This window comes from Pseudomonas petrae, from assembly GCF_021728295.1.
GTDB classification, from domain to species: domain Bacteria; phylum Pseudomonadota; class Gammaproteobacteria; order Pseudomonadales; family Pseudomonadaceae; genus Aquipseudomonas; species Aquipseudomonas petrae.
Window position 1 is genome coordinate 97,159 of the sequence record NZ_JAKJXE010000012.1, and the last position, 13,902, is coordinate 111,060.

14 protein-coding genes are annotated in these 13,902 nt (G+C 61.5%); 7 read left to right on the plus strand and 7 right to left on the minus strand.

The genetic code is table 11. The features are described from left to right. Positions 1-452: 452 nt before the first annotated feature. The 3 genes from L4G42_RS20205 to L4G42_RS20215 form a co-directional block, all read right to left on the minus strand. On the minus strand, positions 453-1,079 hold the full coding sequence (locus L4G42_RS20205; protein ID WP_237259860.1) for a 3'-5' exonuclease: 627 nt from the start codon (positions 1,077-1,079) through the stop codon (positions 453-455). A gap of 77 nt (positions 1,080-1,156) precedes the next feature. Beyond that, positions 1,157-1,636 carry an NYN domain-containing protein gene (locus tag L4G42_RS20210; RefSeq protein ID WP_108121635.1) on the minus strand — a complete coding sequence of 160 codons (480 nt, stop codon included), beginning with the start codon at positions 1,634-1,636 and terminating at the stop codon, positions 1,157-1,159. A 277-nt stretch (positions 1,637-1,913) separates the two neighbouring features. After that, positions 1,914-2,738, minus strand: coding sequence for a DUF2076 domain-containing protein (locus L4G42_RS20215; protein ID WP_237259859.1), 825 nt, complete (start codon positions 2,736-2,738; stop codon positions 1,914-1,916). A 189-nt stretch (positions 2,739-2,927) separates the two neighbouring features. Here L4G42_RS20215 and L4G42_RS20220 point away from each other — a divergent pair, with 189 nt between their 5' ends. Further along, complete coding sequence (locus L4G42_RS20220) at positions 2,928-3,581, plus strand: YciC family protein (RefSeq protein WP_237259858.1); 654 nt, start codon at positions 2,928-2,930, stop codon at positions 3,579-3,581. 4 nt (positions 3,582-3,585) lie between these two features. Next, positions 3,586-4,680: an endonuclease/exonuclease/phosphatase family protein gene (locus tag L4G42_RS20225; protein ID WP_237259857.1), complete on the plus strand. Its 1,095-nt coding sequence runs from the start codon at positions 3,586-3,588 to the stop codon at positions 4,678-4,680. A gap of 134 nt (positions 4,681-4,814) precedes the next feature. Here L4G42_RS20225 and hrpB read toward each other — a convergent pair whose 3' ends face one another. Then, a complete protein-coding gene (gene hrpB / locus L4G42_RS20230; RefSeq protein ID WP_237261152.1) occupies positions 4,815-7,346 on the minus strand; it encodes an ATP-dependent helicase HrpB in 2,532 nt (843 codons plus the stop codon). A 145-nt stretch (positions 7,347-7,491) separates the two neighbouring features. Here hrpB and L4G42_RS20235 point away from each other — a divergent pair, with 145 nt between their 5' ends. Together L4G42_RS20235 and L4G42_RS20240 are read left to right on the plus strand one after the other, a co-directional pair. Further along, complete coding sequence (locus L4G42_RS20235) at positions 7,492-7,917, plus strand: polyribonucleotide nucleotidyltransferase (protein WP_237254932.1); 426 nt, start codon at positions 7,492-7,494, stop codon at positions 7,915-7,917. 24 nt (positions 7,918-7,941) lie between these two features. Continuing rightward, positions 7,942-8,847 (plus strand): cation diffusion facilitator family transporter, encoded by a 906-nt coding sequence (locus L4G42_RS20240; RefSeq protein WP_237259855.1) that lies wholly within the window; start codon positions 7,942-7,944, stop codon positions 8,845-8,847. 287 nt (positions 8,848-9,134) lie between these two features. Here the strand turns inward: L4G42_RS20240 and L4G42_RS26145 are convergent, their stop codons facing one another. Beyond that, positions 9,135-9,869, minus strand: coding sequence for a DUF6515 family protein (locus L4G42_RS26145; RefSeq protein WP_336885891.1), 735 nt, complete (start codon positions 9,867-9,869; stop codon positions 9,135-9,137). Positions 9,870-9,881: 12 nt separating this feature from the next. Between L4G42_RS26145 and L4G42_RS26150 the strand changes: the two genes are divergently transcribed. From L4G42_RS26150 to L4G42_RS20255, 3 genes are all read left to right on the plus strand, one after another. Further along, on the plus strand, positions 9,882-10,523 hold the full coding sequence (locus L4G42_RS26150) for a hypothetical protein (protein WP_336886194.1): 642 nt from the start codon (positions 9,882-9,884) through the stop codon (positions 10,521-10,523). Positions 10,524-10,778: 255 nt separating this feature from the next. Next, positions 10,779-11,258, plus strand: coding sequence for an Lrp/AsnC family transcriptional regulator (locus tag L4G42_RS20250; protein WP_074893299.1), 480 nt, complete (start codon positions 10,779-10,781; stop codon positions 11,256-11,258). Between the two features lie 23 nt (positions 11,259-11,281). Next, positions 11,282-11,488, plus strand: a complete 207-nt coding sequence (locus L4G42_RS20255) for a DUF2788 domain-containing protein (RefSeq protein WP_237259853.1) — start codon at positions 11,282-11,284, stop codon at positions 11,486-11,488. A gap of 173 nt (positions 11,489-11,661) precedes the next feature. Here L4G42_RS20255 and L4G42_RS20260 read toward each other — a convergent pair whose 3' ends face one another. Both L4G42_RS20260 and amn read right to left on the minus strand, forming a co-directional pair. Beyond that, positions 11,662-12,294, minus strand: coding sequence for an rRNA large subunit pseudouridine synthase E (locus L4G42_RS20260; protein ID WP_237259852.1), 633 nt, complete (start codon positions 12,292-12,294; stop codon positions 11,662-11,664). An 87-nt stretch (positions 12,295-12,381) separates the two neighbouring features. Continuing rightward, a complete protein-coding gene (amn, locus tag L4G42_RS20265; protein WP_237254938.1) occupies positions 12,382-13,878 on the minus strand; it encodes an AMP nucleosidase in 1,497 nt (498 codons plus the stop codon). Positions 13,879-13,902 lie beyond the last annotated feature (24 nt).

Genomic DNA, 13,902 nt, shown 5'->3' on the forward strand with positions numbered 1-13,902 from the left:
GGATTGATTCTAGAAATGTCAGGGCTGCGGTCGTCAGTTACAAATGAGGTTTATTCGACCCGTACACTTTCTTCACGCGCTGAAGCGGCGATGTGGGAGCTACTCTAGCCGGTCCTACTGAAACAACGCGTCCACCCGTAGGACCGGCTTTAGCCGGGAAGGTGTCGGTTGCCACACTGCAAAAGTGATGTTGCACAGACTGGCCTCTTCCCGGCTGAAGCCGGTCCTACTGAAACAACGGCGTACACCCGTAGGACCGGCTTTAGCCGGGAAGGCGTCGGTTGCCACACTGCAAAAGTGATGTTGCACAGACTGGCCTCTTCCCGGCCGAAGCCGGTCCTACTGAAACAACGCCGTCCACCCGTAGGACCGGCTTTAGCCAGGAAGGCGTCTGTTGCCGCACTGCAAAAGTGATGGCGCACAGACTGGCCTCTTCCCGGCTGAAGCCGGTCCTACTGACACGCCGCGAGCCCCCGGTGTTTGCTAATGGCATCAGCAATCTTCTTCGCCGGGACCTTCTGCAATGTGCACAGCAATTGGTGAGAGACGCCGGCCACGCCGTGGGTGTCGCGCAGGTGATGGCCCAGATGCAGCGTAAGGTTGGCGGCCATTTCCGCGTCGGCCATGGCCCGGTGAGCCTTGCCGGTGTGGGGCAAGCCGGCCCAACTGGTGAGGGTGCCTAGTTTGTGGTTCGGCGCGTGCGGCAGCAGACGTCGCGCCAGCAGCATCGAGCAGGCGAAGCTTTGCACGCGGTTGCGCTTGATGCGCGACAGCTCGAAGTCCCAGAACTTCTGGTCGAACGAGGCGTTGTGCGCCACCAGCGGCGTCAGGCCGACGAACTCGGCGACTTCGTTCATGACGCGTTCAGCCGGGGGCGCCGTGCGCAGCATGCTGTTGCTGATGCCGGTCAGGGACTCGATGAAAGACGGGATGCGCACGCCGGCGTTCATCAGGCTTTGATAGCGCTCGACGATAACGCCCTGCTCCACGATCACTACGGCAATTTCCGTGGCGCGGCAGTGGCTGCTGGGGGAAATGCCGGTGGTTTCAAAGTCGATGACGGCGATGCGTTCTTGCATGGAGTGGCCTTCAGAAATAGCGGGGTGGTGCGTGGTAATGAGCAATATTGCGTGGCCTGATCAGCGCGCTACTGGCATCAGGTCTTGAGCAGCAACCCGCCCTCGATGGGCACATAACGACTGGCCGCGCGGATCAACGAATTGGCGGTCAACCCCGGCACGCCATAGGCAATCGCTTCGACGCCATGCTTGCTGATGATGCGTTCCAGCAACAGGTCAAAATCGCCATCGCCGGACGCCAGCACGACTTCATCGACATTCGGCGCAACGTCCATGATGTCGATGGTGATGCCCACGTCCCAGTCGCCTTTGGCCGAGCCGTCGCTGCGCTGGATGTAGGGTTTGAGTTTGACGGTGAAACCGAGGTTGCGCAGGATCTGCTGGAATTGCTGCTGCTTGCTGTCGCCACGGTCGATGGCATACGCATACGCCTCGACGATCTGCCCGCGCTGGCTGATGTCAGCCCACAGAGCGGCGTAATTGAAGTGACAACCGTGAGCCTGACGCACTGTGTAATACAGATTTTGTACGTCGGCAAAGACCGCGATTCTTCTCACCCAAATTCCTCGATGCGCTGACAAGCGACAAGGGCCCGAAGACCGGACCGGCGCTCAGTATGCCAGTTTGGGGAAGGGATTGAAGGGTTGGGTTTAGGCGGTGATTGCGGGACGCGGTCTGTATTCCTGACACACCGCAGTCGCGACCCATCACACAACGGTGTAGGAGCGCGCTTGCCCGCGAAAACTCGTTCAGACGATAGAGATGTATCGTGTGTACCAACGTCTTCGCGGGCAAGCGCGCTCCTACAATGGGGTGAGGCTTGTACTTGCGATATCAGACAAACGAATCGTCGTCGTCAAACATGCCGCCACCGGTGTCGCTGCCGTAATCGGTATCGGCGAAGCCATTGGAATCACTGCCCCAGCTTTCATTGCCGGTACTGTCATTCCCCGTCACGCGCTGCTGGTCATCACCCCAACCGCCGCTGCCACTTTGATCATGTTCGGCGGCAGGCTGGGCCGGCTGTTCCTGAATAATCTCGACGATTTCCTGCGGTTGGCTATTGTGGTGAAACAGGCTGCTGATGCCTTCCGCGAGCATCACGCCACCGGCCACGCCCGCTGCGGTTTTCAATGCGCCGCCGAGGAAACCACTGCCGACTGGCGCAGCCGGTGCCTGTTGCGGTTGGGCATAGTTTTGCTGTGGCTGAGCATAGTTCTGCTGCGGCGCGTTGTAAGGCGGCGGGTTTGCAGGACCGCTTTCACGCCAACCGCCCGATGAAGGCTGCGGGTTCGAAGGACGGGAGAACGACGAAGCCGGCTGTTGAGCCTGTGGCTCGCGCGAACCGCCGCCGAAGATGTTCGACAGAAACCCACCGCCACTGCCGGACTGGGCAGGCGCGGCGGATTTGGTCCGCTCCAGTTCAGCCCGCAGTTGTTGAATCTGCTCGTCGCGCTGACGGTTCTGGACCTCCAGCTGCTTGATCGCGACTTCCTGCACCAGGATCGATTGCGCCATGTAATAAGGCGCGGCGGGCTGGCGAGTCAGGTGCTCCTTGATCAGCGCTTCGGCCTGCGCATCACGGGGGGCCGATTCGGTTTCTGCTTGTTTGAGCTTGCCAAACAAGCCGTCGATCAGGGTTTGTTCTTCGCTGTTCATGGCGACCTCGTTAGATTGCCGTAGGAATTCTGTTCTGAGCCATTGCTCGGACACGTTCAGTAATGGGGCTGTTCAAGGGCGTTTCAATAGGATGTAAAAAAAGTTAAGAAGGCCGGTCTGCCGCCGCCGGTTGGCCGGTTCTGCGGCTCTACGTTACAGTGTCGGCCTGCTTATCCCTGTGATCCGTTCATGAATCCGCTGACCATTCTGCAAGACTCGCTGTACTTCTTCCGACGCAACTTCGGCAGCATTCTTACGCTGTGCCTGCCACTGGTGGTGCTGGAGGCCCTGACCAAACAACTCATCGGCTTGGGGCAAAGCACCGGGACCGTGCAACTGTTAGTCGGGCTGCTTTTCTATCCGCTCTACACCGGCGCGCTGATCCTTTTTATGGACGCCAAAACCCGAGGCGAAGAGCCCGTTAAATCCAATCTGTGGGCCGCTGCGTTGCGCATGTGGCCCACCTTCGCGGTGCTGACCGCGCTGAGCGTGCTACTGATCATGGCCGGCATGTCGCTGTTCATCCTGCCGGGCGTGTGGGTGATGATCAAACTGCAGCTGTCGGAATACCTGCTGGTGTTGCGCGGGATGGGGCCGCTGGAGGCGATGCGCGAAAGCTTCAGAATGACCCAGGGCCACGTGGTGCGGATTTTCGTCTGCGTGCTGTGCATCTATATTCCGCTGTCGCTGCTTGAGGCGCTCAGTTATTACGTGCTGCCAGACCAGCAAAGCCCGATGCTGTCGATTGTGGTGGACAGTGTTTCCAGCTTCTTGCAGCTACTTATCAGCGTGATGATGTTCCGGTTGTTCATGCTCATCGATCCACCTGCGCGGTCGGTCTGAGAAGATGGCACGTCCGACGCGGTATCTGCTTTACCTCGCAGTATGTGCCGGGCTGGTCGTGATACTGCTTTATGACGTGACCTGGCATCCCGCCCGACACGAGAAGGTGGCGGTATCCTGCAACGCGAAGGACGAAAAGCCACCGGTATTCGCGCCTGGTCAGACGCTCAAAGTGATGACCTGGAACATTCAGTACCTGGCCGGCAAGCGCTATGTCTTCTGGTACGACCTGCCCGACGGCAGCGGCCCTGACGAGCGCCCGACCCCGGAAGACCTGGCGTACAACCTCGATGAAGTGGCGCGGGTCATTCGCGACGAGCAGCCGGACATCGTCTTGCTGCAGGAAGTCGACGACGGCGCGAAGAACACCGACTACGGCAATCAACTCGCCTTGCTACAGGCGCGCGTCGCCGACCTTTACCCCTGCAGCAGCGAGGCGTTCTACTGGAAGTCCGACTTCGTGCCGGATCGCCACATCTTCGGCAGCGTCGGCCGCAAACTGGCGACGCTGAGCCGCTACCAACTGGACAGCGCCGAACGCCTGCACCTGCCCTCGCCGTCCGGCCATTTCATCAGCCGCCTGTTTCAACCCCAGCCTGCGCTACTGGTCAGCTACCTGCCGCTGAGCGATGGCCGACAGCTGGCAGTGACCAATACGCACTTGAGCGATGCTGAGCCGGGGGGCGACGTACAAGGGCGGCAAGTCGCGGCGGTTCGTCAATTGCAACAAACCTTCGAGCAGAACGGCACGCTGTGGATAAGTGGTGGCGACTTCAATCTGCTACCGCAGGGGCAATATCAGCGGCTGCCCGCCCAACAGCGCGCACCGTATTCGGCGGAGAGCGAGCTTCAGGGTTTGTGGGAAAGCTTCCCGATGATCCCGAGCAATGAAGACGTGACCGGTGAGGATCGTCGCAAGTGGTACACCCGCTTCCCCAACGACCCCAGCATCAGCGGCCCGGACCGGACGCAGGATTTTCTGTTCTACAGCCCAAAGCTGAAGCGAGTTGAGGCGCGGGTGAGGCAGGCGGATACGTTGCTGATTTCTGACCACATGCCGGTGATTGCGCAATTTTTGGTGCCAGTGAAGGGTGGATAGGTTTTTGATTCTGGCCGAAGGCCGTAGGAGCGCGCTTGCCCGCGAAAGCTGAGCTAAGAGCGACACAAATGCGTTGAATGCACCGGCCATTCGCGGGCAAACGCGCTCCTACAATTACGATGCAAACCCGCCCATCATTTCCTCGGCTTCACCCGCGCAGTCGGCTCGGCGATCAACGGATCGTCTGGCCAATAGTGCTTCGGATACCGCCCCTTCAAATCCTTCTTCACCTCGGCATAGGTGCTGCGCCAGAAGTTGGCGAGGTCTTGGGTGACTTGCACCGGGCGGCGTGCGGGGGACAGGAGGTGCAGTTTGACGACCTGCCGGCCATTGGCGATGCGCGGGGTGTCGGCCAGGCCGAAGAGTTCCTGCAGGCGCACCGCCAGAATGGGCGGGGACTCGCTGTAATCCAGGCGCACCGATGACCCCGACGGGACGGTCAGGTGGTGTGGCGCCAGTTCGTCGAGCCGCTGCGGCAAGGGCCACGGCAGCAAGTTGTGCAGGATCGATGACAGGTCCAGATTGCTGAAATGGCTCAATCGGGTGACCTTGCCCAGGTACGGCAGCAGCCAGTGCTCCAGCGTCGCCAGCAACGCACCGTTGCTCACATCCGGCCACTCGCTTTCGCTCAGCTTTTGCAGATCCATCTGACGCAACATACCGACTCGCGCCTGCCACTGGCGCAGTTCCGGTGTCCATGGCAGCAGCTCCAGTCCCTTGCGCCGCACCAGCGCCAAGAGCGCCTGACCCCTTGCTGAATCGTCCAGCCCGGTGAGCGGCTCGCGGCTGATGATCAGCTCCCCGGCCTTGCGCTGACGTTCGGCGCGGAACACGCCCTCGCGCTCGTCCCAATCCAGTTGATCGAACTGCGTCACCTGTTCGGCGAGCACCGAGTCGAACAGGTCAGGATCGAACTCGGCGGCCAGATAAATACGCTCTTCGCGCTGGCCGTGGCGGCTGCCCAGGTCGGCCACCACAAGCCACGGCTGTTTCATCAACGCGTCAGGCTCGGAGAAAAGGGCAGCGCGGCCGTTGGCGAGTCGATACTCCGCGCCGCCAGCGCGTCGTTGTTGAGCGACGCGATCCGGATAGGCCAGCGCCAGCAGCGCGCCGAGCCAGCGCGGGTGATCAGGATCGGCGATCGGTTTCCGGGCTGCACCTCTCAGATACCCGCGATATTGCCGCGACAATTGCCGCGCTCGCTGCACGCCGCCCTGCGCGCCTTTCGCTGCGCGTTCTGCGCCAGCCAGCAACGTGAGCCGGCTGTGCAGATCGGCACCGGCGCCGCGCAGAATATCGCGTTCGCCCAGCAACGCTGCGACGTCGCATGCCAGCGGGCCCAGACCCAGTTCATGACCGCGCAGCAACAAATGGGCGATGCGCGGATGCGCGGGCAGCTCCGCCATCGACTGACCGTGAGGCGTGAGTTTCCAGTCTTCACCCGGCTTGCGCGTCAGAGCGCCCAGCCGCGCCAGCAGGTCTTGCGCTTGGGCATAAGCGGCGGCAGGCGGCAGGTCCAGCCAGGTCAGTTGCGCCGGTTCGACACCCCAGCGCGCCAATTGCAGCGCCAGGCCGGCAAGGTCGGCCTGAAGAATTTCCGCCGCGCCGTACGCCGCCAATTGATCGTGCTGAGCCTCGGACCACAACCGGTAACACACGCCCGGCTCAAGCCGCCCGGCCCGTCCCGCTCGCTGCGTGGCACTGGCCCGGGAAATGCGCTGCGTGTCGAGGCGCGTCATGCCGCTGCCGGGATCGAAACGCGGCACCCGCGCCAGCCCCGCGTCGATGACCACCCGCACGCCATCAATGGTCAGGCTGGTCTCGGCAATGTTGGTGGCCAGCACGACTTTGCGTTTGCCCTTGGGCGCGGGTTCGATTGCCGCGCGCTGGGCGCTCAGGTCGAGCTCGCCATGCAGCGGGCACAGCAGCACGTCGGCGCGATCGCCAATGGCATTGGCCAACTGCTGATTCACCCTACGGATTTCAGCCTGCCCCGGCAGAAAAACCAGCACGCTGCCGGACTCGTTGCCCAGCGCGTCGAGCACGGTCTGCACGACGCGCGGCTCGATGAACTCCCCCGGCTGAAACGGCCGCCCCCACTGCATCGACACCGGGAACATGCGCCCTTCACTGCTGATGACCGGCGCATCATTGAGCAAGCTCGACAGCCGCGCGCCCTCGAGCGTCGCCGACATCAGCAAAATCTTCAGCGGCTGCTCGTCACGAAACAGCGCGCGACCGTTAAGACTCAGGGCCAGCGCAAGATCCGCGTCGAGGCTTCTTTCATGAAACTCATCGAAGATCAGCAGCCCAACACCGTCCAGCGAAGGGTCTTCCTGCAAGCGCCGGGTGAGAATGCCTTCGGTGACCACTTCGATCCGGGTGTTGGGGCCGACCTTGCTGTCCAGGCGAATCCGATAACCCACCGTCTCGCCGACGCCCTCCCCCAACTCCGACGCCAGCCGCTCAGCCGCCGCCCTGGCCGCCAGACGCCGTGGCTCAAGCATAAGGATCGTTTGCCCCGCCAGCCACGACTCCCCCAAAAGCGCCAGCGGCACGCGGGTGGTCTTGCCCGCGCCCGGCGGCGCTTCGAGCACGGCCTCGTCCCGGTCGGCAAGGGCCTGGCGCAAGGCGGGCAGAACGGCATCGATGGGCAAAGAATTCATGTGACCTCCAGAAACAGGGCGACGATTATACGGCGAGCCGATGCGGCTTTTGCTTATCCCCTCAACGAACTGTCTTCCTCCACGGATACTCTTATTGATTAGGCATTTGCCTTGTATAGTTGCGACTTCTTATGAGGAGATCCCCATGCGCATTCCTTCCCGTTTGATTGGCGGTGTACTGGTTGCCACGCTGCTGACGCAACTCACTGCGTGCGGCAGTATTTTCTACCCGGACCGTCGCGGCCAGATTCAGGGCAGCGGTCGAATGGACCCGGCCATCATCGTGCTTGACGCCATTGGCCTGCTGTTCTACATCATCCCCGGCGTGATCGCGTTTGGCGTGGACTTCGCCACTGGCGCGATCTACCTGCCAAGCGGCAATCAGGCGCAGATCGATCCGCAGAAACTTGAACCTGCAGTGCGCACTGACGGCACGGTCGACAACCTCAAGCTGCAAGCCATCATCCAGACCGAGCTCGGCCGCACGTTGCCGTTGGATGATCCTCGCCTGATCCAGCACAAAGGCAGCGTGCAGCAGCTCGCCGCACTGGGTCTTGTACCGTCCGCTTGAGATGTGTGATTTAAAGGAAGCGCCATGAGCACCAGCCCCGAACACGCCCGCTTATTGCGTCTGGCGACCCGCGCCTCGCTTGCCGTGGCGAGCATTCTGATCGTTGCCAAAGCGATTGCGTGGTGGCTCAGCGGGTCAGTGAGTCTGCTGGCCGGGCTTACGGATTCGCTGCTCGATGGCGCCGCCTCATTCCTCAATCTGCTGGCCGTGCATTACGCGTTGCGCCCGGCTGATGACGATCATCGCTACGGCCACGGCAAGGCTGAAGCGCTGTCGGGCATGGCACAAGCGTTGTTCATTGCGGTGAGTGCCTTCTTGATCGGCTTTCAGGCGGTCGACCGCATTCAACACCCGCAACCCCTCGGCGATCCGGGTTTGGGTCTGTTGGTGATGGTGTTGTCGATTGGACTGACGATCGCATTGCTGATGTTGCAGCACCGAGTGGTGAAAGCGACGGGGTCAGCGGCGATACGCGCGGATTCCCTGCATTACCGCTCTGACCTGCTGCTCAACTTCAGCATCATGGTGGCGCTGGGCCTGGCCTATTTCGGCTACTTCCAGCTAGACGCTTATTTTGGTCTGGCGATCGCGTTCTACATTTTGTGGAGCGCCATTTCCATTGCCCGGGAGACGGTTTCAGTGCTGATGGACGCTGAACTGCCTGTGGATGTCAGCGCAAAAATGCTTGAACTGGCCGAGGGCGTGCCGGGCGTACTGGGCGCCCACGACCTGCGCACGCGGATTTCGGGCAATCACTGGTTTGTGCAGTTGCACCTGGAGTTGCCGGGGACGCTGACGCTGTCGGTGGCTCACGATTTATGCGAGCGGGTGGAAGCGGCGATTCAGGACGAATTCCCCAAGGCGGAAGTGCTGGTTCACGCGGATCCGCAGGAAGTGGTGGGTCGCGGGGATGGACCGGTTTTGAATTGAAGCCGTATCAAGCCAACGCAGCCGGTCCTGTGGGACCGGCTTCAGCCGGGAAGACGTCAGGCATCACACCGCAAATCTGAGGTGCACATACCGGCCTCTTCCCGGCTAAAGCCGGTCCCACTTAAAAACCTCGCGCATGTGCTGGCGGACTCGGGCCACTGTAGGAGCGCGCTTGCCCGCGAAACCGGTTAATCAGGCGATACAGTTGTCGCAGTTCAAACGCCTTCGCGGGCAAGCGCGCTCCTACAGGATGCGCGTCAGCCAGCATTATTTTGTCTCCCGCGCACTCACTGCTGAACGCTATACCCCCGCCCTGCATAACAACTGGCCATCGCCTGACGGTACACACCCAGCACTTCCGGTGCCGGCTGATACGCCGCGCCCGCCGGGTCGAAATTGCTTTGCTGCACGGCGTAGCGGTAGCAATCGTAGCGATCCTGTTCGATTTCCTGTTGTGGCTTGCCTTCAGGCGGATAGGCGACGACGTCGTAAGGGTTCGCTGCCTGCTGTACGGGCTGCGGCTGCTGCGGCGAGTACACCGGCTCGACGTTCTGCGGAGGCTCGGCGACTACGTATTCCTGGGTGCTCTGCTCGTAGGTGTAATAGGTGCCGGCGGCAACGAAGAACAAGGCGCTGCCGAGCCAGACCTGTTGCGCGTAGTCGGGCAGGTAGCGAACGCGCACGCCTCTTGGGGGCTCGACGACCACATAACGCGGACCTTGCGGACGATACCAGTAACCGCCTGAGTAGAAATAATCGCCACCGCGATAAGGCACGCGGGAATACCCGCCCGGCATGCGATCGATCTGGTAGCCCGGGCGATAGCGCGGACCGGATCCCCAGCCGTCGCCATGACCACCGGGGCGCCCGGCCTGCCAGTTACCGTTGTCGGGACGATGATCGCCGCCGCGCCAGCGGTTGTCTTGCGGCTGGTCGCGATAGAAGCCCTGACGAGGCTGCTGGGTCTGAACCACCGTGTCCGGCCGACCCTGAATAGGCAAACCGCCCTGTCGATCCTGCAACTGACGCTGCTGTTGCTGCTGCTCTTGCTGGCGTCGCTGCTGATCCTGCTGTTGCTGGCGTTGCTGCTGTTGGCGCTGGTCATCACGCTGTTGATTGCGTTCGCGGTCCTGCTGCTGGCGCTGCTGATTGGCGCGCTCTTGCTGGTTCTGCTGAATCTGGCGCTGTTGCTGCACCTGTTCCTGCTGGCGCTGCTGTTGTTGCTGATTCTGCTGTTGCTGGCGTTGTTGCTGTTGTTGCTGTTGTTGCTGTTGCTGACGCTGCTGGTTGTCGCTAAAGCCGCGCTGGTTCTCCTGCTGCTGGCGCTGCATCTCGAACCCACGCTGCTGCTGCTGTTGCTGCTGTTGGTGCTGCTGCTCGTTACGCTGCTGTTGCTGCTGATTGTTGTTGTCGTCGGCCCACACCTGAGCACTGATGCTCATGGCCAAGAGACTGACACCTGCCAAACGCCAGATGCGCGTGTTCATGCTTTCCTCACTGCGGCGCGGATACCTGTTGATAGGACTGCGTGTCGGGTGCGCCGTTCGCCGCACTCTATCAGCGTGGCGGATGAAACTGTAGAAGCGTGCGTTTCGGCCCAGGCGGAAATTCAGGCGCAAAAAAAGAGGGCTCAATGGCCCTCTCTGGAATACTTCGTCCTGGCTCGACGCTTTTGACGCCGGCTCACCTCGCATCGTCTTCTGGACAGTGCGTAGCCCGGTGGCCTGCTCAACCCTGTCGGGCTGGAGGCCGCGGCTGGCCTGATTCGGCGGGCCGCGCTGGACGCTGTGTCCGGGCAGTGATTCTGGTTAAAAGAATAGGCTTTGGCGGACGACAGAGGATTGCGAATGTTGCTGATGAAAACACCACTTGCGCAATAATTCACTTCAGATGAATAATCCTGCGCAATCCATTCAATAAAGGCGCTTATCGTGAGCAAGCTCGACAGATATGACTTGAGTATTTTGGCCGAACTGCAAAAGGACGCGCGCATTTCCAATCAGGAGCTGGCCGAGCGCATTGGCCTGTCGCCTTCACCCTGCTCGCGTCGTGTCAAACAGCTCGAAGACGATGGTTATATCGTGGGCCAGGTCGCGCTGCTGGACCGCAAGAAGCTGGGCCTGAGCCTGACAGCCTACGTGTTGATCGGCATGGATCGCCACACGCCCGACCGCTTCGAGAATTTCGAGCAGCACATCCGTAACCTGCCGCAGGTTCTGGAATGCAGCCTGGTGACCGGTATCGACGCCGACTATCAGTTGAAAGTTGTCGTACCGGACATGGATCACTATCAGAAATTTCTGCTTGGCCATCTGACCCGCATCGACGGCGTGACCAGCGTGCGCTCCAGCTTCGTGCTCAATCAGGTACTGGCGAGCACTGAATTGCCGCTGGTGCATTTGCGCGGCTGAACCGCGTACGACAGGAGTAATCCATGCATCCTGCACTGTTTGAAGAATGGATGATGACCCTATTGATCACGGCGCTGGTCGGGTTCATGGGCTTCATCGTCTGGGATCTGGCGAAGAAATCCAGAGCCGGGCGCTTCGGCACCATTCTCCTGTTCAGCGTTCTGGGCCTGGGAATTCTGGCGTTTGTGATCAAGAGCGTGGTGATCGCCTACCTGGAGCAGCGTGGGTGATTTCGCCACAACCCCGAACGGCTTGTGCAGGAGCGCGCTTGGTCTGGGCTGCATCCGGACGAAGGCGTCGTACCCGCTGCATTGATGTCGTCTGACCCGACGCGTTCGCGGGCAAGCGCGCTCCTACAGTTGATACGTGCAGGCCAGGCATCTCGCGCCGGTCATCAAGACTGTCAGAGCTTCGCCGGCACTTCACGCCACTGCCCCTGATCCAGCCCTTCAAGGCTCCAGTCGCCAATCCGCACGCGGACCAGTCGCAACGTCGGCAGCCCGACCGCCGCGGTCATCCTGCGCACCTGGCGGTTTCGGCCTTCCTTGATCACCAGCTCCAGCCAGCTTGTCGGCACGCTTTTGCGAAACCGCACCGGCGGGTTGCGTGGCCACAGTTCCGGTTCGTCCAGTTGTCGGGCCTGTGCAGGCAGGGTCGGGCCATCGTTGAGCTCAACGCCATTACGCAGCTTCTGCAGTTGCTCTTGCGTCGGCTCGCCCTCCACCTGCACCCAATAGGTTTTCGCCAGCTTGTGCTTGGGGTCGGCGATGCGCGCTTGCAGTTGGCCGTCGTTAGTCAGCAACAGCAAGCCTTCGCTGTCGCGGTCCAGGCGGCCGGCCGGGTAGATGCCGGGGATGTCGATGAAATCCTTGAGCGTCGCGCGACCTTCGCCATCACTGAACTGAGTCAGCACGTCGAAGGGTTTGTTGAACAGAATCAGCCGAGGTTCGGCGGGCGGCGCTTTGGCGACACGCCGGGCGGCGCCCGTGCGATCAGGCGAAGGACGGCGGGAATCGGGACATTGGTTGCGGGGCATGGGAAACCGGAAAAAATGACGGGAACGGAAAGGACCACTAAACAGAAAGGGCCACTTTAGTGGCCCTTTCGTTGAACGCCTAGCGCCTTAACGGAACGGCGGCTCGTCGAAGCTGCGCAGTTTGCGCGAATGCAGCGAGTTGAGCTGCGTGCGCATCAGGTCCAGCGCGGCGATGCCGATCTTCAGATGCTGCGTGACGGCACGCTCATAAAACGCGTTGGCCGAGCCCGGCAGCTTGATCTCGCTGTGCAGCGGTTTGTCCGACACGCAGAGCAAGGTTCCGTAAGGCACCCGCAGGCGATAACCTTGCGCCGCAATGGTGCCGCTCTCCATGTCCACCGCCACGGCGCGGGACAGGTTGATCAGCGGCCGCTCCTGGGCCCAGCGCAGTTCCCAGTTGCGATCGTCGTAGGTCAGGACCGTACCGGTGCGCAGACGCTTCTTCAGATCGTCGCCGCGTTCGCCGGTGACCTGAGCGGCTGATTCCTGCAACGCCAGTTGCACCTCGGCCAGCGCCGGGATCGGGATGTTCGGCGGCAGCACGCGATCAAGAATGCCGTCACGACGCATGTAGGCGTGGGCGAGCACATAGTCGCCGATGGTCTGCGACTGACGCAGGCCGCCGCAGTGACCAATCATCAGCCAGCAATGCGGACGCAGGACGGCCAGGTGGTCGGTGATGTTCTTGGCGTTGGACGGGCCGACGCCGATGTTGACCAATGTGACGCCATGGCCGTCTTCGGCGATCAGGTGATACGCCGGCATCTGGTAACGGTGCCAGACCACGCCGGAGACGATGGCCTGGGCTTCGCCATAATCCATGCTCTTGTCGACGATCACGTTGCCCGGCAAAACCATCTTCACGAAGCGCGGGTCATCGCGCAGTTTTTCCAGGCCATGCACGATGAACTGGTCGACGTAGCGGTGGTAGTTGGTCAGCAGGATCCACGGCTGAACATGGCGCCAGTCGCTGCCGGTGTAATGCACCAGACGGCGCAGCGAGAAATCCACCCGGGCGGCGTCGAACAAGGCGAGCGGCAGCGGATCGGTGTTGGCCCAGTCGTATAGACCGTCAGCGATGCCATCGGTGGCGGCCGACAAATCGGTGCTCGGGAAGACGCGGGCCAGGGTCGCGGCGGTGACGCCGGTGCCGGCCAGTTCATCGCCCTGCTCGACCACGTACGGATACGGAATGTTCTGCTCGCTGACGCCCACTTCCACCGTCACGGTGAAGTCGTTCATCAGCGGCACAAGCTGTTCGAGCAGGTATTTACGGAAGGCCGCCGGGTGGGTGACGGTGACGCTGTAGGTGCCGGGCAGCTGAACCTTGGCGTAGGCGCGCGTGGTCAGCGGCACTTCGCCCTGGCAGTGGTAGGTCAGGCGCAGCTCGGGGTAGCGGAACGTCAGACGCTCGGCGGCATCTGGTTCGACGCGGTCTTTCAGGTAGCGCTTAAGCGCCTGGCTCAAGGCGGTGGTTGCCCGTGCGTGCAGCTCAGCGAGCCGGTCAACGGCTTGTTCGGCAGTTTCTACGACAATGAAAGCTTCGGTCACGATGCATATCCTTCTGATCTTGCAAGCGCACATCTTGCCTGCAACAGATGACGAAGG